Genomic DNA, 19,316 nt, shown 5'->3' with positions numbered 1-19,316 from the left:
GAGGGGACACCATGCCGCGAGAGATCACCGCCTTTTCCAATCCGCTCGTCAAGCGTGTCCGCGACCTGCGCGACAAGCGTCATCGCCGCGCCGCCCGCCAATTCCTCGCCGAGGGATTGCGCATCCTGACCGAGGCGCGCGAAACCGGGCGTATCCCGCGACTGCTCTTCTATGCCGGGCAGAGCGCCGGCCATCCGCTCGTCCATGCCCTGTCGGTCGAGGTCGAGGCGGCCGGCGGCGAGTCGATCCAGACCACCCCCGACATCCTGTCCAAGCTGTCCGGCAAGGACAATCCACAGGCGGTCGTCGGGGTGTTCGACGAATTCGACGTCGGCCTGGGCGACCTCGAGCGCGACCGTTCGGGTATCTGGCTGGTCGCCGAGCGGCTGCGCGATCCAGGCAACCTCGGTACGATCCTGCGCACCGGCGATGCGGTGGGCGCGGGCGGGCTGATCCTGATCGGCGAGAGCGTCGACCCCTTCTCGGTCGAGGCGGTGCGGGCGAGCATGGGCGCGCTGTTCACGGTACCGGTGGTGCATACCGACTGGCAGTCCTTCCTCGACTGGCTGCGCCAGGGACCGGGGCAACTGGTCGGCCTCAGCCTCGACACCGACCAGGATTACCGGGCGGCGCGCTACGCCGCTCCCACTTTCCTGCTCACCGGCAACGAGGCGCAAGGCATGCCGGCGGACTATGCCGCCGCCTGCGACCTGCTGGTCAAGATTCCCATGCTCGGCAAGGCCGACAGCCTGAACGCGGCGGTGGCGACGGCGGTGATGGCCTATGAGGTGCTCGCGCAGCAGCGCGGGTGACGCTCAAACGAGGCCGGAGACCAGGATCCGGCCGCCATCCTGATGGATACGACCGGCGATCATGCCGGAGACATGCGCCTCGGCACCCTGCTCGACGCGCAGATCGCCGCTGACCATGCCGGCGATCCGCACGCGGCAGCCGCGCCGGACGATCACGTCGCCCGCCACCATCCCATCCATCACCCCGTCCTGATCCATGACCAGCGTGCCCCGGTACATGCCGCCCACATCGCTCTCCTTCGCGAACCGTCAGAAATACTGACAGTTTCGACGGTCCAACGCCGGAGCGCGAAAATATGTCCGAGACACAGGGACCTTTTCGCGTTGAGCGAAGTTTATGGCGGCCGCGCGGGTCAGCCGTCGGGCATCGCCACGGGTCACGCCGATCAGCGCCACATTGGTCGACGCCATCAGCACGGGTGGAGGCGACGGGAAGTCCGGCGCTACGCCGCCCGATCCCGCTGCTGCGCCATCGAGATGGCGACAACCGCATGGTCCGGCCGCGCGCCACCTCACACCTCCTCGGGCACCGCAGCCGTCAGCTTGGTCAGCGGCCGGGCATTCTGTTCGCCGACCGGCAGCGCGTCGATCGCCTTGCCGCCGGTGTCGATGTTGAGCGATTCGAACCGCTTGGCACTGGTCAGCACTTGGCTTTCGAGGCTGCCGACAAAGGCGTTGTACGCGCCCATCGCGGTGTCGAGGTTCTTGCCGAGCCGCGCGACATGGCCGCCCATCACCGCCAGCCGCTGGTACAATTCCTTGCCGAGCGTACCGATCTCGCGCGCCTGGCTGGCCAGCTTCTCCTGCCGCCACACCGCCGAGACCGTGCGGGCGATGGCGATCAGATTGGTCGGGGTGGCAAGAAGGACGCGCTTGTCGAAGGCGAAGTCCCACAAGGTCGGATCGTGCTCGAGCGCCGCCGAGAGGAAATGCTCGCCGGGAACGAACATGATGACATATTCGGGCGCGTCGTCGAATTGCGCCCAATAGGCCTTGTTGCCGAGGCCGTTGACATGGACGCGCATCGACTGGGCGTGGGCGGCGAGGCCGATCTGCCGCTCCGCCTCGTCCACCGCGCCGAAGGCGTCCTGATAGGCGTTGAGCGACACCTTGGCGTCGATGATGAGCGACTTGCCGCCCGGCACGCGGACGATGGCGTCGGGGCGCAGCCGGCCGCCCTCGCCGTCGGCGACGCTGACCTCCATCGCGAAATCGGTGTGTTCGGAAAGACCGCAGCTTTCCAGCACGTTGCGTAATTGCTGCTCGCCCCAGCGACCGCGCGCCTTGGGCGCGTTGCGCAATGCATTGACCAGCTTCGCCGCCTCGCCGGAGACGCGCTCCTGACCCAGGCGCATCTGCTCGATCTGCCCCTTGAGATCGCCGAAGGCGTCGCGGCGCTCCGCCTCGACCTTGGCGACCCCCTCCTCGTAGCGCGACAGTCGCTCGTTGACCGGCTGCAACAGCGCCTTGAGGTTCTGGCCGGCGCTTTCCTCCGATTGGCGGAAGCGCGCCTCGGCCCGCTCCAGGAACGCCTTTTGCGCGTCGGACAGCAGGCGGTTGGCGACCTCGCCGAACTGCGCCGCCATGACGTCCTTTGCCTCGCGCAATTCGACCAACCGCGCTTCGAACGCCTCGCCCTGCGCGCGCAAGGCCGCGATCTCGGCGCGGGCGGCGTCGCGATCGGCGCGCACCGTGGCGAGCTCGCGCTGCAGCCGATCGGCAAGCCCGAGGCGCTCGTCGGTCTGCGCGCGCAGCGATGCCGCCTCGCGCATCGCCTCGTTGCGTTCCCGCTCGACCGCGTCGCGCGCCTGGCGGACCAGTTCCGCATCGGCGACCTTGCTGCGCGCCACCGCCAGTTCGGCCGCCAGGCCAGCGGCGCGTCGCCCGGCGACCAGCCAGCCGACAAGAAGGCCCGCGGCAAGCGCCAGAATGGCGACGATGATGATCTGCTCCACGCCTTACCCCTCGAAAAGTCCTAAAGGTCTCACCCGGTCGGGGTGTGCGACCATTGCTTGCGACAGTCATGAACGACGCACGCGCCGCCCCGTCAAGGAACATAGATCGAACGAGGCCTGTAGGACAGGGAATAGTTGGTATGCGTAGGGCGAAGCGATGCCGATCGTCATACGAGGCGGCCTCCCTCAACCGCCTCGAGTCGCCGGACAAGCCAGCGTCGGTCGCGCGAACCTTGTATGCACAAGACGTCGCAAACTTGCGCCAGTCGCGCCAGCACGTCGCCGACGACTTCCTGGCCGCTTCGCCCGGAGCCTGGCTGGACGACGCAGATCAGTTGGTCAGTACCTGCCACGGGCAGGTGTCGCAATGCGACGTAAAGCCGTCGGACGCCGTCAACGCCCACGACGGAGGCCACTGCGGCAGCATGCACGTCGTCCGTCAGTGGCCGAAGTTCAACGGCCTCGTCGATGCCTTCTGCCTCTATGCGGCGCTGCTCCGAAATGTCCTGCGCCTGCCGAAGCAGCGCGCGATAGCGACTGGCTTCCTCGCGCCGGCCTGCCCCCTCCAAATAGGCGATGATATGGTCGTACAGGCGATCGGCAACGCCGGGAAACCGCTCAGCCGCATGCTCGAGCAGCGGCAAGCCGGCGTCCTGCCCAGCATCGAGAAGAGCGATTCCCTGGCGCGACAGAGCCGGACCAGGATCGGCCACGACTTTGGCGACGTCGTCGAATGCGGTCGCGCCGGCAATGGGACCATCGATTTGCTCGATCAGTTCTGCCAGTCGAAAGCGCCCGTCATCGTCAATCTCGTCACGGGCCAGCGAGTCCGACAACGCGGCGCGTTCACTGATCGCGTCCTGCCGCTCCCGAAAGCGTTCCGCCCAGTGTGGGGAACAACCCGCATGCCAATCATCGTCGAGCATCTACGCGATGGCGACTCGCGCTTCGCCCAGCAGGTCGAATGCAGAGCCGCCTGCGAGCGGCGGCGGAACGAACGGCTCCACACCCAAGGCCGCCAGTCGCGAGGCTAGTCCCGGGTGCGTGTCGCCGAGGCCGGGCAGGCTTTCGAGTTCGCGATCGATTGCGAACTGATCCTGATCGTCAGGCCCTTCCATGGCGCAGCCGCTTATCGCTGTCGGGGAAGTCGGCGGATCAGCCCTGAGGTGAGCCTGCTCCCAGACAGCGCGCCAGACCTGTTCGTGCCGCGCATGCTGGCAGGTCACCCGAAGCAACGCGCGCGCCGCAACCTCCTTACCCTCGGCAATCGCTGCGATCCGGTCGGCCTCATACTCCTGCTGTCGAGCGAGAACGAAGCTGTAGGAGGCGAACCATGGGCCATACCAATCGAAAAACCGTTTCAGCAGCCGTGCGAACACGCCGTCGGACAGCCTCTCCGCAATCTGGGACCAACGCCGTCGCACCCGGTAGACGAAGCCGGCGGAGCGACCGTGGGCGCCAATGAAATGGCCCATCTCGTGCGCGATGATGGCTCGGCATTCATCAACCTCGGTCGCCTGTAGAAGAGGGGCGCCGATGAACAGCGTGTTGCGGTTACCGAGGCCGAAGCAGCGGGGCGACTGAATGATCGCTGCGTTAAGGCGGTCGATAATCCGTATCTCGTGAACGACCGGGCCGCCGGTCGTCCCTCGAACCTCCTCGACCAGCGCGAACAACGCAGGTGTTTGCGCAGGATTCACCGCGTGGCCCTCGGGCGGTTCCTCTCGCACCCATAGTGCCCGTACGATCCCGACGGCCAGCATGCCGAACACAAAAGGAGCTTGATCTCGAAACCGACCGCCTGCGGTGCGTAGATGATCAATCCAACACACGCGGCGGCAAGCCCTAGCGCGATTAGCACCAGGCCGCCGATCACCACATAGCCCAGCAATCCTGCGATCGCCACGCGTCGGCGGTAGGCGCGAGGATCCATCTGCGCTTGCCGCTCGATACGCGCGACGAAATTGGTCATGTGCGGCGGAATGCCGACGACATTTCCCCACGCCGCCGCCGGCGTGTCCTGAACCCGGATCGTCTTCATGCCACCCCCCGATGTGGGGATTATCGTGGCGCGGTCTTTCGACCCGTCAAGGGCAGGCAACGGTTTTGATGCGGAACCTCAGTCCGCGCGGCGCGCCTTGGTGAGCTTCTTCATCAGCATCTCGCGCTTCAGGCGGCTGATATGGTCGATGAACAGCACGCCGTTCAGATGATCGATCTCATGCTGCATGCAGGTGGCGAGCAGCCCGTCGAGGTCCTGCTCGTGCGCCGCACCGGTTTCGTCCTGCCACTTCACGCGGCAGCGGGCGGGGCGCTTGACCTCGGCATATTGCTCCGGGATCGACAGGCAGCCTTCGTTGTAGGTCGACAGCTCGTCCGACAGCGAGAGGATCTCCGGGTTGATATAGGCATGCGGCTTGCGGATCGGCTTGCCCTCCTCGTCCTCGTCCTCCTGCAGGTCGATGACAAGGATGCGCTGGTCGACGCCGACCTGGATGGCGGCGAGGCCGATGCCGTGTGCGTCGTACATGGTGTCGATCATGTCCGCGACGAGGGTGCGCGTCTCGTCGGTGATCGCCGCGACGGGCTTGGAGACGAGGCGCAGGCGCGGATCGGGAACTTCGACGATGGGGAGGACAGCCATGGCGGGTCAGCTATGGCGCGGCGGGCGGGGCGTCAAGCCGGCGGCATCACGCCACGGGGCGGCGGGCCCGCAGCGCCTGCGCCAGCGTGCCCTCGTCGAGATAGTCGAGTTCGCCGCCGACCGGCAGGCCGTGGGCGAGCTGGGTGACGCGGACCGGGAAGCGTTCGATCCGGTCGGCCAGGTAATGGGCGGTGGTCTGTCCTTCGAGCGTCGCATTCATCGCCAGCACGACCTCGTCGATACCGCCCGCCTCGATCCGGCGGACCAGCGCGTCGATCGCCAAATCCTCCGGCCGGACACCCTCCAGTGCCGACAGGCGGCCACCGAGCACGTGGAAGCGGCCCGGAAATAGGCGCGAGCGTTCCAGCGCCCAGAGATCGGCGACCTCCTCGACCACGCACAGCGAGCGCTGGTCGCGGCGCGGGTCGGCACAGATCGCGCAAGGATTGGCGGTGTCGACATTGCCGCAGGTCGCGCAGGTCTCCAGCCGCTCGTCGACCGCCTCGAGCGCGGCGCGCAGCGGACCGAGCGCGGCCTCGCGCTTCTTGAGCAGATGCAGCACGGCGCGCCGGGCCGAACGGGGACCAAGGCCGGGCAGACGCGCCAGCGCCTGGGTGAGCGCTTCGATTTCGGGAGACGCCATGGGGAACAGATAGGGGGTTGCGCCGCCCGCCGCCAGCGCGTTGAAGGTGCGCGATGCGGATCGTCTTCATGGGAACTCCCGAATTCGCGGTGCCGACGCTGGAGGCGCTGGTCGCCGCGGGGCATCAGATCGTCGCCGCCTACAGCCAGCCGCCGCGCCCCGGCGGTCGACGGGGTCGCGAGCTCGTCCCCTCCCCCGTCCAGCAGCGGGCGGAGGCGCTGGGCGTGCCGGTGCGCACGCCGGTCTCGTTGAAGGATGCCGAGGCGCAGGCGGCGTTCGCGGCGTTGGCGCCCGACGTGGCGGTGGTCGCGGCCTATGGCCTGATCCTGCCCAAGGCGGTGCTGGCGGTGCCGAAGCATGGCTGTCTCAACGTCCACGGCTCGCTGCTGCCGCGCTGGCGCGGAGCGGCGCCGGTGCAGCGGGCGATCCTGGCGGGCGATACGGAAACCGGCGTCGGCATCATGCAGATGGAGGCCGGGCTGGATACCGGGCCGGTGCGGCTCGAGGGCCACGTCGCGGTGGACCACAAGACCGCGGGCGAACTGACCGGCGAGCTGGCGGCACTCGGCGCGCGATTGATGGTCGAGGTGCTCGGCGATCTCGACGCGCATCCCGCGGTCGCGCAGCGCGACGAGGGCGTCACCTATGCCGCCAAGATCGACAAGGCGGAGGCGCGGATCGACTTCACGCAGAGCGCGGTCGCCGTCGAGCGGCTGGTGCGCGCGATGAACCCCGCCCCCGGCGCCTGGTTCGAGGTGCGTGGCGAGCGGATCAAGCTGCTCGCCTGCGACGTGCTGCCGTTCACCTTCCCGGGCGGCGCGGGCGAGACGGTCGACGATCGGCTGACCATCGCCTGCGGCGACGGCGCGGTGCGTGCGACGCTGGCGCAGCGTGCCGGCCGCGGCGTGACCAGCGCCGAGGAGATGCTGCGCGGCTTCCCGATCCCGACGGACACCGCGCTTTGACGCGGTTCGCGCTGACCGTCGAATATGATGGCCGGCCGTTCATGGGCTGGCAACGGCAGGCGCACGGTCCGAGCGTGCAGGGCGCGATCGAGGGGGCGGTGCTGGCGGTTACCGGCGAGGCGGCGGCGGTGCATTGCGCCGGACGGACCGATGCGGGCGTCCACGGCCTGGGGATGCGCGCCCATGTCGACATCGCCAAGCCGATCGCGCCGTTCCGGCTGATGGAGGCGCTGAACGCGCTGCTGCGGCCGGCGCCGGTGGCGATCCTCGCCTGCGACGTCGTCGCCGACGATTGGCACGCGCGCTTCTCCTGTCTGGGGCGCGCCTACGAATATCGCATTGTCAACCGGCGTGCGCCGCTGACCGTCGAGGCGGGACTGGCGTGGCAGGTGCCGCAGCCGCTCGATGCGGCAGCAATGCAGGCCGGCGCGCGGCGACTGGTGGGCCGGCATGACTTCACCACCTTCCGCTCGGCGCATTGCCAGGCGGATTCGCCGGTGCGCACGCTGGGCCGGCTCGAAGTGCAGCGCGCGGGCGAGCGGGTGACGGTGTTCGCCGAGGCGCGCTCGTTCCTGCACCATCAGGTGCGCTCGATGGTCGGCTGCCTCGCCCTGGTCGGCATGGGGCGCTGGTCGCCCGACGATGTCGGCATCGCGCTGGCGGCGCGCGACCGGGCGCGGCTCGGCCTCAACGCGCCGCCTGACGGGCTGTTCTTCGTGGCCGCCGTCTACCCCGACTGATCAGCGCACGAAGCGCGCCGCCAGTTCGACATGCGTCGACCAGCGGAACTGGCCGACCGGCTGGACCCAGTCGAGCCGCCAGCCCTTGTCGACCATTGCCTTGGCATCGCGCGCGAAGCTGCTCGGGTTGCACGAGACATAGCCGACCACCGGCACCTGGCAGGCGGCGAGCGCCTCGACCTGGTCGCGGGCGCCGGCGCGCGGCGGGTCGAGGACGACCGCCTCGAACCGGTCGAGCTCCGCGACGGTGAGCGGGCGGCGGTAGAGATCGCGATGCTCGGCGAAGACGGGCCGCTGGGCGCGGCCGGCGGCCGCCTTGAGCGCGAACAGGGCGTCGCGTGCCCCTTCGGCGGCATAGACCTTGGCCGGCAGCGCAAGCGCGAAGGTGCCGAGACCGGCAAACAGATCGGCGACCGTCGCCGCGCCCGCCACCGCCTCGCGCATCGCAGCAACCAGCGTCGCCTCGCCCTCGCGCGTCGCCTGCAGAAAGGCGGCGGGGGGCAGCGGCACCGGCACGCCGCCAAGCGTGATCGTCACGCCCTGCGGCTCCCAGCGCGTCTCGGGACCGAGACCATCGTCGAGCGCGAAGCGGGCGATGCGATGCGTCTCGCAGAAGCGGGTGATCGCCTCGGCCGCGGCGAGCCCGTCCGCGCTGAGGCCGGTGACGAGCAGGTCGACGCCCTGGTCGGCGAGCGTCAGGTGGATGTCAGCGCGGCGGCGCAGTTTCAGCCGCTGCAGCATGCCGCGGAGCGGCGCGACCAGCGCGAACAGCTCGGGCGCGAGAATATGGCATTCGGCGATGTCGACGATCGCATGGCTCTTGGCGGCGGTGAAGCCGATCAGCACGCGCCCGCCCTTGGCCTCGGCGTGCAGCGTCGCGCGTCGTCGGGTGTTGGGCGGCGACAATGCCGGCGCGCGCATCGGCGCGTTAAGGCCCTGAGCGTCGAGCGCCGAGACGATGCGGTCGGTGCAGAACGCCGCGTAGCTGGCATCGTCGAGATGCTGCAGCTGGCAGCCGCCGCATTCGGGAAAATGGCGGCACGGCGGCTGCTGATGGTGCGGCCCCGCGATGACGCTGCCGTCGGCGGCAAGGCGGTCGCCGGGCGCGGCGAAGGCGGCATGGCGCCCGTCGGCGGTGATGCCGTCGCCACGGGCGGCGACGCGCAGGATCGTATCGGTGTCGGTCACGCGCCCGCTCTGGCGGCGGTGAGCGCGCTTGCCAAGTCATCGGCGATGAAGCTTTTCCCGGACAGGCGCGCGGCGCGGGCGTGCAGCCAGACGCCGGCGACCGCCGCTGCGAAGGGATCGGCGTGCGGATGGGCGAGCTGCGCGGCGATCGCGCCGGCAAGAACGTCCCCGGTCCCCGCCGTCGACAGCCACGGATTACCGCCGGGCAGCAATTCGGCACGCTCGGCCGACGCGACGATGGTCGTCGGCCCCTTGAGCACGACGATCGCGCCGGATCGCCGCGCCGCGTCGCGGGCGCGGTCCATCGCTGTGCCGTCGCCGTCGCCGAACAGCGCCTCGAATTCGCCGGCGTGCGGAGTCAGCACGATCCGGCCGCCGTGTGCCCGCAGCGCCGCGGGCGTGACGAGATGCAGCGCGTCGCCGTCGACCAGCAGCGGGTGATCGTGGTCGGAAAGCACCGCGGCGACCCTGGCCCTGGCGGCATCGTCGCGACCGAGGCCGGGGCCGATGACGATGGCCCCGATCCGGTGGTCGTGCAGCGCGGCGGGATCGAAGGGGCGATGGACGATGGCGGCGGGGCCGCCCTGCCCCTCGTCACCATAGAGCGCGACATAGCCGGCACCGGCGCGCAATGCCGCCTCGCCCGCCAGCCGCGCGGCGCCGGCCATGCCGCCGGTGACGATCGCAACCATACCGCGGCTGTATTTGTGGGAGGCCGGGCCGGGGTCGCGAAAGTGCGGCTTGGCTGCGACCGACACCGCCGGCTCCGCGATGGCGAGCCCGATGTCGATCAGCCGGACGGTCCCGCAGCCGCGTGCGCCGGGTTGCAGGACATGCGCGGGCTTCACCGCACCGAGAGCGAGCGTCAGGTCGACCGCGGCATCGCCGAGCCAGGGCGGCAGTTCGCCGGTGTCGGTCGTCACCCCGCTGGGCAGATCGACCGCGATCATCATCCTCGCCGCGGCACGCAAGCGGGCGAGCGGTGCATCGATCGCGTCGGCCAGCGGCCGCGTCGCGCCGATGCCGACGATGGCGTCGACAACGATCGGCGCCGGTGCGGCATCCGCGAGCGGTTCGACCGGCCCCTGCCACTGCGCGCGGGCGCGGGTCGCGACGTCCGTACGCGGCTGGCCGCTAGCGGCGACGCGAACGGCGTGCCCGAGGCGGCGCAGCGCGGCCGCGGCGACATAGCCGTCGCCGCCGTTGTTGCCGGTGCCGCAGAGGACTAGCACCTCGGCCGCGGTGGCGAAGCGATGCACCGCCAGGGCGATCCCCTGCCCCGCCCTCGCCATCAGCGCGTCGGTCGTGACCCCGCCCGCGAACAGGCGCGCCTCCACCGCCCGCATTTCGTCAGTGGCAAGGATCGGCCAGCCTTCGATCGGGATCACGAGCGGCCCCGCACGGTCGCGGGCAGGCGGTAGCGGTCGCCGGCGATCGTCACCTCGATACCGCTGTCGACGACACGGACGGCCGCCGGCTGCGCGCCGTCAGCGGCCGCCACGCCGCGGCCATCGCGGGTCACGAGCAGGCGATGGAAGCGCCCGTCGTCGGCATGGCGCACGGTCAGCACCAAACCCGCCGCCGTCTGCGTCTGCTCCACGGTACAGGCGCGCGCCCATGCGGCATCGCCGTGCGCGCACAGGATGCGGCCGTCATCCTCCGCCGCGGCGCGCTGCTGTGCCTCGAAACCGGCCAGCGCCTGGGTATTGGCGGTGCGGTCGTCGCCGCGCGAACAGGCGGCGAGCAGGATCAGCCCGCCCGCCGCGACGACATCAGATGTCCGCAAAGACATGGGTTTCGGCGCGCGCTCCCGGATGGGTGACGGCGCCGCGCCAGGCTGGTCCGACGTTCTGGGCATAGCGCCACAATGCGCCCGACTGGTAATCGTTCATCCGCGGCCGCCACGCCGCGCGGCGATCGGCGAGCACGTCGTCGGCGACGAGCAGATCGATCGTCCCCGCCTCGGCATCGATGCGGATCGTATCGCCATCCTCGACCAGCGCGATCGGACCACCCTCCGCCGCCTCCGGACCGACGTGGCCGATGCAGAAGCCGCGGGTGCCGCCCGAGAAGCGGCCGTCGGTGATCAGCGCGACCTTCTCACCCATGCCGAGGCCGTAGAGCGCGGCGGTGGTCGACAGCATCTCGCGCATGCCGGGGCCGCCCTTCGGTCCTTCGTAACGGATGACGATCACCTCGCCCTCGCGGATCTCACGCGCCTCGACCGCGGCGAAGGCGTCCTCTTCGCGATCAAAGCAGCGCGTAGGGCCTTCGAACTGGAGGCGGTGCATGCCGGCGACCTTCACGATCGCGCCGTCCGGGGCGAGGCTGCCGCGCAGGCCGACGACGCCACCGGTCGGGGTGATCGGCGTCCTGACGTCGTAGATCACCTTCTGGTCGGGATTCCACGTCACCTGGTCGATGTTCTCGCCGAGCGTCTTGCCGGTGACGGTCAGACAGTCACCGTCGAGCAGACCGCCCGCCAGCATCGTCTTCATCAGCATGTAGACGCCGCCCGCCTCGTACATGTCCTTGGCGACATAGCGGCCGCCGGGCTTGAGGTCGGCGATATAGGGAGTCGACTTGAACGCCTCGGCGACGTCGAACAGATCGAAGTCGATGCCCGCCTCATTCGCCATCGCCGGCAGGTGCAGCGCGGCGTTGGTCGACCCGCCGGTGGCGGCGACGACGCGCGCGGCGTTGACGAAGGCGGCGCGGGTACAGATGTCGCGGGGGCGCAGCTGACGCTCGACCAGCTCCATCACCTGCGCGCCGGCCGCGACGGCGATCTGTTCGCGGCTGCTATAGGGGGCCGGCGTCATGTTGCTGTTCGGCAGGCTGAGCCCGATCGCCTCGCCGACGCAGGCCATGGTGTTGGCGGTGAACTGGCCGCCGCAGGCGCCGTGGCCGGGACAGGCGACCTTCTCGAGTTCGTGCACCTCCGACAACGGACAGGCGCCGGCGGCATATTTGCCGACCACCTCGAAGACGTCGACGACGGTGACGTCGCGGTTCTGGAAGCGGCCGGGCAGGATCGAGCCGCCGTAGACGAAGATCGACGGGATGTTGAGCCGCAGCATCGCCATCATCATGCCGGGCAGCGACTTGTCGCAGCCGGCGAAGCCGACCAACGCGTCATAGCAATGGCCGCGGACGCTGAGTTCGACCGAATCGGCGATCACCTCGCGGCTGACCAGGCTGGCCTTCATCCCCTGATGGCCCATGGCGATGCCATCGGTGACGGTGATGGTGTTGAAGCGGCGCGGCAGGCCGCCGCCCTGCACCACACCGGACTGCGCCGCGTCGGCCTGGGCGTCGAGCGTCGTGTTGCACGGCGCCGAATTGTTGCCGGCGCTGGCGAGCGCGACGAAGGGCTTGGCGATGTCCGCCTCGTCGATGCCCATGGCGTAGTAATAGGAACGATGCGGTGCGCGTTCGGGGCCAACCGACACGTGGCGGCTTGGCAGGCGGGACTTGTCGAAACGGGTCATGGCGCAGGCCTATTGCGCAAGACCCGCCTCAAACGCAAGCTTGTTACGCGTAATAACGGATACGCGCGCGGTGCAGCGTCCGATCCTCCAGCGAATAATAGAGGGAGATCATCCCGTCCTCGATGATCGTCGAGGCGGCGAAGGCGATGTCGGTCTTACTGCGATCGACCGGTGGCGGCGGCAGGATGACGGGTTCGAGGCCGCGGCCGGTCACCGCAGTATAATCGGCCGAGAAGCTGATCCAGCCGATCCGCCAGCGCGCATCGACCGTCGCGCCATTGTAGAACATCACCGGGTCGGCGCCGGGCAATTGGCAGATCGGCCCGGTCGACAGATGCCAATTGTCCCAAGCCCCGGCGCGGATCGGAAACGGGTCGGCGAGCGACTGCCAGCGGTCGTGCAATCGGCTCGCCGCAGCGATGCCGACCCGCGAGGCACCGACCCCGCCCTCTTCCGCAGCGGCATATTCGTAGAACAGGCGCCAGTCGCCGGACGGCGTCTGCACGACGGTCGCTTCCTTGATGTTGCCCTCTCCGGGCGGGGCGGCGAGCACGATGCGCTGCTTGGTGAGCCGATCGAGCGACGGGCCGGTGGCGACGATCATCACGCCTTGCGCGCGAGCCGCGTCGACCCCGGTGTAATAGACGACATACTGACCGTCTGCATCGGTTACGGCGGTCGGGTCCTCGCAACCGCCGGCGTCCGCGTCCGCCGGATCGCTGCCGGGGCCGATCGCGATCGTCTGGTCGAGCGTGAAGTGCAGGCCATCGTGGCTCCAGCCGCTGGCGATCAGCCCGGTCGGATCGTGCGGCCCGAGCGGATCGGGCACGCCGCGCACCAGGATGCGGTAGCGGCCACCCTCCGCCCAGACAAAGGGGCTCATCAGGTCCATGCCGTCGAGCGGCGAACCGGGCGCGATGGTGACGGCGTCGAGCTGTTCGACGGCATAGGTCGGCATGATCGAATCAGGCTCCCGGTGCCACGACCTGCGCCAAGGCGCCGTCGATCGTCACGGTCGTGCCGGTGATGTAATCGGCGGCCGGCGACAGCAAGAAGGCGACCAGGGCGGCGACCTCGTCCGGGCGACCGGCTCGGCCCCATGGGATATTCGCTTCGAGCTTGCGGCGATAATCGACGTCTTCGACCGCCTTTTCATTCATCGGCGTCAGGATCATGCCGGGCGCGACGCCGTTCACCGCGATCTGCTGCGGCGCGAGTTCGAGCGCCAGCGTCGCGGTGAGCTGCGCCAAGCCACCCTTGGCCGCGTCATAATCGACGCCGCCGGCACGCGGCGCGCGTTCGTGGATCGAGGAGATGTTGACGATCCGCCCGCCCAGCTTGGCGCCGGTCAGCGCGCGGGCGAAGCGGCGGCAGGTGAGGAACGGGCCGACCAGATCGGCGTGGAGGACGCGATCGAACTGCGCCAGCTCCATGTCGACGAGGCGGACGCCGCTCATGTTGAGTCCGGCGGAATTGACCAGCCAATTGGCGGTCCCGAACGCCTTCTCGGTCTCCGCGAACAGCGCCTCGACCGCCGCCTCGTCACCGACGTCGCATTGCACGGCAAGGGCGTGGCCGGCACCGCCCGCGTGGTCGGCGACCTGGTCGGCGGCCGATCTGTCCTTGAAATAGGTGAAGGCGACGCGGGCGCCGGCCGCGGCCAAGGCCTGGACGCAGGCCGCGCCGATTCCGGATTCACCGCCGGTGACGATGGCTATGGGCTGTTCGGTCATGGCGACCGAGCGTTTCGCGCGGCCGCAAGTTCCGTGACAGATGCGTCACGATCCGCGGCGGCAGGGCTGTCGCCGCGATGAATCAGAGGCCGTCGAGCGCCTTCGCCACCCCGTCCATGGTGAACGGCTTCTGGAGGACCGGCCGGTCCCGGAATTGCGCGTCGACGCTGTCGTCGCCGCCGCCGGTCGCGAAGACGAACGGAATATTCTGGGCGGCCAGTGCCTCGGCGACCGGGGTGCTCTTTTCGCCACCGCGCAGATTGACGTCGAGGATCGCGGCGTCGATGCCGCCGTCCTGCACCCGCGCCAGTGCGCTGGCGACGGAGTCGACGGTACCGGCATGCTGTTTGTCGAGCACGTCGAGGAAATCCTCGAGCATCATGGCGATCAGGGGCTCGTCCTCGACGATCAGGATTTGGGTCGGCGCTGGCATGGTCGCGCCTTATCGCGGCTCGTCGCGCTTTGCCAACAGCTTGTTCGCGCCTGCCGTGTCAGGTCGAGACCAGAACGTCGCGCGCCGCCTCGGCCAGTTGCTGCACCGAGAAGGGCTTGGGCAGGAAGGCGACATTGTCGATGTCGATCGATTTGCGCAATTGCTCCTCGGCATAGCCGGACATGAAGATGATCGGCAGGTCGGGGTAGCGGTCGCGCGCATGGCGGACCATCGTCGGCCCGTCCATCGTCGGCATGACGACGTCGCTGATCAGCAGATCGGGCCGGCCGTTGCGGTCGAGCAGGTCGAGCGCCGCCTCGCCATTCTCTGCGGTCATCACCGTATAGCCCTGCCGCGTCAGCGCGCGTTCGGCGACGGCGCGGACCATGTCCTCGTCCTCGACCAGCAGGATGGTGCCGGTGCCCCACATCTCGACCGGCTTGGGGGCGGGACGCTGCGGCTGCGGCCGGGCCGCGGTGCCGGCGGCGTGGACGGGCAGATAGATGGAGAAGACCGCCCCCTCGCCCGGCTTGGAATCGGCGAAGATCCAGCCGCCCGATTGTTTGACGATGCCATAGACGGTCGACAGGCCGAGGCCGGTGCCCTTGCCCACCTCCTTGGTGGTGAAGAAGGGCTCGAAGATCTTGGGCAGCACCTCGGGCGGGATGCCGGTGCCGGTGTCGCTGACGATCAGCGCGGTATATTCGGCGACGGGCAGGATGTCGGATGCCATCGCCCGTACCTCGGCGGCGCTGACCGCCTTGGTCTGGATGGTCAGCGTGCCGCCGCCGCGCGGATTGGTGGCGAGCATCGCGTCGCGGGCATTGACCGCGAGGTTGACGACGACCTGCTCGAGCTGTCCCGGATCGGCACGCACCGCACCGAGGCCGCGGCCATGACTGACATCGAGGCGGATCTGCTCGCCCATCAGCCGCTTGAGCAGGCTCGACACCTCGGCGACGACATCGGGCAGTTGCAACACCTGCGGGCGCAGCGTCTGCTGCCGGCTGAAGGCGAGCAGCTGGCGGGTCAGGCTGGCGGCACGGTTGGAATTGGTGCGGATCTGCTGGATGTCGTCGTAATCGCTGTCGCCGGGCGAATGGCGCATCATCATCAGGTCGCAATGACCGATGATCGCGGTCAGGATGTTGTTGAAATCGTGCGCGACGCCGCCGGCGAGCTGGCCCACCGCCTGCATCTTGGTCGCCTGCGCGACCTCGCGCTTCAACCGGCTTTCCTCGCTATTGTCCTTGAGGCTGAGCAACACGGCGGCATCGCCCAGCCCGCGCGCGCCGGCGATGGTCAGCACCACTGGCTCCTCGGGATGTTCCTTCAGGCGGACGGCCATGTCGGACGAATGGGTCGCCCCGCTGGCGAAGCGCCGGATCGCATCCGCCACCGCCGCCTTGTCCTCGCGCACCACCAGGTCGCCGGGATAGAGCGGCGGCGCCTGGGGGTCGACCTGTCCGGCGCGGACGAAGGCGTCGTTCATCTGCAGGAAGCGACCCTCGCGGTCGACCAGTGCCATGCCGAACGGCATCAGGCTGACCAGGCTGCGGACGTGCGCCGAGGCGCTGGCGCCGATCGCCGGGGCGCTGTCCTCGTCGTCGAGCAGCATGACGAGGACGGGCGCGTCCTGCCCCTCGAGGAACGGGATCTGGACGACGCGGAGCGGCGTGCCGTCGAGGCCCTCCCGCTCGAAGCGGACGAGGCGGCGGCTGTCGGTGATCAGCAGGCGGCCGAAGTCGCGCCCCTCCAGCCGCCCCGGCGCGCCGAGCGCACGCAAGGCGAGGACGCGATTGGCGGCGCGGACCCGGCCGTCCGGGCCGAGCAACGCCGCCATCACGCCCGCGGCGCCGAGCCGATCGCCCGCCGGGCCGGCAAGAAACTGCTCGGCCGAGGCGGCGAGATCGCGCTGTTCGACGACGGCGAACCGCCAGATCAGCAAGTCGCCATCTTCACCGGCCCGGGTGACCTGGGCAGTCAGCCGACGGCCGAGCGTGCCGAGGCCGGCGACTTCGCCCATCCCGTCGCGCCAGGCGGTACGGCCGGCCTCGCTGAGCCGGGCGACGCCATCATCATCGAGCGGCAGCCCGGGCGGGGTCGGGAAACCGGCGAACAGCAGATCGTAGGCGTCGTTGGCGCAGACCAGGCGGCCGGCGCGGTCGGTGATCGCGATCGCGTCGCCGCTCGCCTGGGCGATGGCGCGGGTGAAGCCCCAGTCGATGCTGCGCGCCTCGACGGCAGCAACCGGCGCGAGCAGGCGGACGGCGATCGCGATGCCCGCGACGGCGAGCGCGGCGGCGAGGAAGCCGGCGGCGATCCAGGCACTGCCTACCAGCAGGAACACGACCAGGCCCGCCGCCAGCGCGGTGCCGGCAGCGACCAGGGCGGCCGCGCGAACGGGGGACGGACCGGCAGGGAATGGAAGCGAGGCCATTGCCGCGTTCTTCGGGCCGGGGAGCCACCGCCGTCAAGCGGATAGCGCCCCGGCGACGCCCCCTCCCGATGCGCGGGAGGGGGAAGGCGGAGTTACCAGATACGGACGCGCTTTTCCGGCGGCAGGACCAGCTTGCCGGTCGGCGCCGGATTGTAGGCGGCGTACCAGGGGTCGAGGTTGCGGACGACCCAGGCGCGCTGCTCGGACGGCGAATGCGGATCGGTCATCAGCCGCTGCTTGAGGTTGGCCTCGCGATAGTTGCGCCGCCACACCTGTGCCCAGCCAAGATAGAAGCGCTGGTCGCCGGTGAAGCCGTCGATCGTCGGTGCCGGCTTGCCGCCGAGCGACGCCTTGTAGGCGTCATAGGCGACCGACAGGCCGGCGAGGTCGGCGGTATTCTCGCCGAGCGTCAACGCGCCCTTGACGTGCATGCCGGGCAGCGGCTCGTAAGCGTCATACTGGTCGACGAGCTGCTGGGTCAGCGCCTTGAAGCGGGCGACGTCCTGCGGTGTCCACCAGTCGGTGAGCTGGCCGTGGGCGTCGTATTTCGAACCCTGGTCGTCGAAATGGTGGCTGAGCTCGTGGCCGATCACGGCGCCGATACCGCCGTAATTGACCGCCGGATCCGCCTTGGGATCGAAGAACGGCGGCTGCAGGATCGCGGCGGGGAAGACGATCTCGACCATGCCGAAATTGGCATAAGCGTTGACCGTCATCGGGGTCATGCCCCATTCCCAGCGCTGCAGCGGCTTGCCGAGATGCTGGACGTTATAGTCGTGGTTCCACCGGCGGGCGCGCAGCGCGTTGCCGAAGGCGTCGCCGGACACCATCTTCAGCGCGCCATAGTCGCGCCAGCGGCTCGGATAGCCGATCTTGGGGGTGAAGGCGGCGAGCTTGGCATGCGCCTTGACCTTGGTTTCCGGCGCCATCCATTCCAGCGCGTCGATGCGCTTGCCCATGGCGGCGAGCACGTTGCGCACCAACTGGTCGGCCGCCGCCTTGGTCTCCGGCGGGAAATAGCGCGCGACATAGAGCTTGCTGACGTCGTCCGACAGCGCACCGCTGGCAAAGCCGACCGCCCGCTTCCACCGGTCCTCCTGCTGCGGCGTGCCGGACAAGGTCGTGCCGTAGAAGGCGAACTGCTCCTGGTCGAAGGCGCTCGGCAGGACGCTGGCATAGCCGTCGAGCGTGCGCAGCAGCAACTGATCCTGCAGCACCTGGATCGGTGCCGCGGCGACCAGCCGGGCGATGCCCGTGATCGCGCTCGGCTGCGACACGATCAGCGTGTCGACCGGCGTACCGATGCCCTTGAGATAGGTGACGAAGTCGAAGCCGGGCGCGCTCTGCACCAGCTGCGCCACCGACATCTTGTTGTAGGTCTTGTTGGCGTCGCGGCTGTCGATCCGCGTCCAGCTCACCTGGGCGATCTGGGTCTCGAAATCGACCAGCGCCTTGGCGCGCGCGGCGGCATTGGGCTCGCCGGCGAGGGTGAACATCTTGGCGATATGCGCCTCGTAGGCCGCCTTCTCCTTGGCGTTCTTCGCCTCGAGGTAATAATCGCGATCGGGCAGGCCGAGCCCGGACTGGCGCATCTCGACGATATAGGTCTCGGGCGCCTTGTCGTCCTGACCGACGCCCGCGCCGAACGGCACGCCAACGCCGTTGCGATCGGCCTCCGCGATCAGTGACGCGTAATTGGCCTTGGTGGACGCCTTGATCTTGTCGAGCCACGGCTTGACCGGCGCGAGTCCCTTGGCATCGATCGTCTGGGTGTCGAGATAGGTCGCATAAGCGGTGCCGATCTTCGACCCCTTCTGCTTCGCCGCCGCCTCGAGAATGCCGCGGGTGCGGTCGCGCGACAGGTCGGCGAGCGTGTCGAACGCGCCGAAGCTCGCCTTGTCCGCCGGGATCGCGGTGGTCTTGGCCCAGGTGCCGTTGGCGAAGGCATAGAAATCGTCACCGGGGGCGACCGACTTGTCCATGCCCTGTTCGTCGAAGCCGAAGCGGCCGATCTGCGGCGCGCCGGTGGCGGCGGTGGAGGCCGCATTCTGTGCATGGACGACGCCGGCGACGGCGGTGGCGCCAAGCAGGCCGGCAATCAGCAACGTTCTCATTCTCATCCTCCCAAATGTCCTGTTTACGGGATCGGCGGGCCCGGCTCGACGTGACGCCGTCACGCATGTGCCCGATGTGGCGCGCCCGTGTTGCGGCGCGATGCGTGGCCACCGCCCGCCCGATGGCGGAGGGGCGGCGGTTCCCGCGCGCCCCCCTC

19 protein-coding genes are annotated in these 19,316 nt (G+C 69.4%); 3 read left to right on the top strand and 16 right to left on the bottom strand.

What is annotated here, in order from left to right; translation table 11 throughout:
* Positions 1 to 11 precede the first annotated feature (11 nt).
* On the top strand, positions 12 to 812 hold the full coding sequence (locus ACU5AX_RS02075) for a TrmH family RNA methyltransferase (RefSeq protein ID WP_446689467.1): 801 nt from the start codon (positions 12 to 14) through the stop codon (positions 810 to 812).
* A gap of 3 nt (positions 813 to 815) precedes the next feature.
* Here the strand turns inward: ACU5AX_RS02075 and ACU5AX_RS02070 are convergent, their stop codons facing one another.
* The 7 genes from ACU5AX_RS02070 to recR form a co-directional block, all read right to left on the bottom strand.
* Complete coding sequence (locus tag ACU5AX_RS02070; RefSeq protein WP_446689466.1) at positions 816 to 1,031, bottom strand: hypothetical protein; 216 nt, start codon at positions 1,029 to 1,031, stop codon at positions 816 to 818.
* 293 nt (positions 1,032 to 1,324) lie between these two features.
* Positions 1,325 to 2,767: a DNA recombination protein RmuC gene (locus ACU5AX_RS02065; RefSeq protein WP_446689465.1), complete on the bottom strand. Its 1,443-nt coding sequence runs from the start codon at positions 2,765 to 2,767 to the stop codon at positions 1,325 to 1,327.
* Positions 2,768 to 2,934: 167 nt separating this feature from the next.
* Positions 2,935 to 3,693 (bottom strand): hypothetical protein, encoded by a 759-nt coding sequence (locus ACU5AX_RS02060; RefSeq protein WP_446689464.1) that lies wholly within the window; start codon positions 3,691 to 3,693, stop codon positions 2,935 to 2,937.
* On the bottom strand, positions 3,694 to 4,443 hold the full coding sequence (locus ACU5AX_RS02055) for a M48 family metallopeptidase (protein WP_446689463.1): 750 nt from the start codon (positions 4,441 to 4,443) through the stop codon (positions 3,694 to 3,696). It lies immediately after the preceding gene.
* Positions 4,444 to 4,463: 20 nt separating this feature from the next.
* A complete protein-coding gene (locus tag ACU5AX_RS02050) occupies positions 4,464 to 4,808 on the bottom strand; it encodes a hypothetical protein (protein WP_446689462.1) in 345 nt (114 codons plus the stop codon).
* Between the two features lie 78 nt (positions 4,809 to 4,886).
* On the bottom strand, positions 4,887 to 5,411 hold the full coding sequence (gene def, locus ACU5AX_RS02045) for a peptide deformylase (RefSeq protein WP_446689461.1): 525 nt from the start codon (positions 5,409 to 5,411) through the stop codon (positions 4,887 to 4,889).
* A gap of 46 nt (positions 5,412 to 5,457) precedes the next feature.
* Entirely contained in the window at positions 5,458 to 6,054 is a 597-nt protein-coding gene (recR, locus tag ACU5AX_RS02040) for a recombination mediator RecR (protein WP_198352964.1), read from the bottom strand.
* Positions 6,055 to 6,107: 53 nt separating this feature from the next.
* On the opposite strand from recR, the gene fmt reads away from it, so the two are divergent.
* Positions 6,108 to 7,019, top strand: coding sequence for a methionyl-tRNA formyltransferase (gene fmt / locus ACU5AX_RS02035; RefSeq protein WP_446689460.1), 912 nt, complete (start codon positions 6,108 to 6,110; stop codon positions 7,017 to 7,019).
* Positions 7,016 to 7,759 (top strand): tRNA pseudouridine(38-40) synthase TruA, encoded by a 744-nt coding sequence (truA, locus tag ACU5AX_RS02030; RefSeq protein ID WP_446689459.1) that lies wholly within the window; start codon positions 7,016 to 7,018, stop codon positions 7,757 to 7,759. Before fmt ends, truA begins: the two co-directional genes overlap by 4 nt.
* Here the strand turns inward: truA and ACU5AX_RS02025 are convergent, their stop codons facing one another.
* From ACU5AX_RS02025 to ACU5AX_RS01985, 9 genes are all read right to left on the bottom strand, one after another.
* Complete coding sequence (locus ACU5AX_RS02025; protein WP_446689458.1) at positions 7,760 to 8,947, bottom strand: class I SAM-dependent RNA methyltransferase; 1,188 nt, start codon at positions 8,945 to 8,947, stop codon at positions 7,760 to 7,762. It abuts the gene before it with no gap.
* Positions 8,944 to 10,335, bottom strand: coding sequence for an NAD(P)H-hydrate dehydratase (locus ACU5AX_RS02020; protein ID WP_446689457.1), 1,392 nt, complete (start codon positions 10,333 to 10,335; stop codon positions 8,944 to 8,946). The genes ACU5AX_RS02025 and ACU5AX_RS02020 overlap by 4 nt, the downstream gene beginning before the upstream one ends.
* On the bottom strand, positions 10,332 to 10,733 hold the full coding sequence (locus tag ACU5AX_RS02015) for a hypothetical protein (protein ID WP_446689456.1): 402 nt from the start codon (positions 10,731 to 10,733) through the stop codon (positions 10,332 to 10,334). The genes ACU5AX_RS02020 and ACU5AX_RS02015 overlap by 4 nt, the downstream gene beginning before the upstream one ends.
* Positions 10,720 to 12,438, bottom strand: a complete 1,719-nt coding sequence (gene ilvD / locus ACU5AX_RS02010; RefSeq protein ID WP_446689455.1) for a dihydroxy-acid dehydratase — start codon at positions 12,436 to 12,438, stop codon at positions 10,720 to 10,722. The genes ACU5AX_RS02015 and ilvD overlap by 14 nt, the downstream gene beginning before the upstream one ends.
* 43 nt (positions 12,439 to 12,481) lie before the next feature.
* On the bottom strand, positions 12,482 to 13,396 hold the full coding sequence (locus ACU5AX_RS02005; protein WP_446689454.1) for a glycoside hydrolase family protein: 915 nt from the start codon (positions 13,394 to 13,396) through the stop codon (positions 12,482 to 12,484).
* A gap of 7 nt (positions 13,397 to 13,403) precedes the next feature.
* A complete protein-coding gene (locus tag ACU5AX_RS02000) occupies positions 13,404 to 14,171 on the bottom strand; it encodes an SDR family oxidoreductase (protein WP_446689453.1) in 768 nt (255 codons plus the stop codon).
* An 82-nt stretch (positions 14,172 to 14,253) separates the two neighbouring features.
* The gene (locus ACU5AX_RS01995; protein ID WP_198352973.1) at positions 14,254 to 14,604 is read right to left on the bottom strand and encodes a response regulator; all 351 of its coding nucleotides are present in this window, start codon (positions 14,602 to 14,604) and stop codon (positions 14,254 to 14,256) included.
* A gap of 58 nt (positions 14,605 to 14,662) precedes the next feature.
* Complete coding sequence (locus ACU5AX_RS01990) at positions 14,663 to 17,044, bottom strand: hybrid sensor histidine kinase/response regulator (protein WP_446689452.1); 2,382 nt, start codon at positions 17,042 to 17,044, stop codon at positions 14,663 to 14,665.
* 92 nt (positions 17,045 to 17,136) lie between these two features.
* Positions 17,137 to 19,158, bottom strand: coding sequence for a M13 family metallopeptidase (locus ACU5AX_RS01985; protein ID WP_446689451.1), 2,022 nt, complete (start codon positions 19,156 to 19,158; stop codon positions 17,137 to 17,139).
* Positions 19,159 to 19,316: the final 158 nt, after the last annotated feature.

It is taken from the genome of Sphingomonas benefaciens (assembly GCF_052907485.1).
The sequence above is the reverse complement of the archived record's forward strand: the minus strand, read 5'-3'. Positions and strand labels throughout refer to the sequence as shown.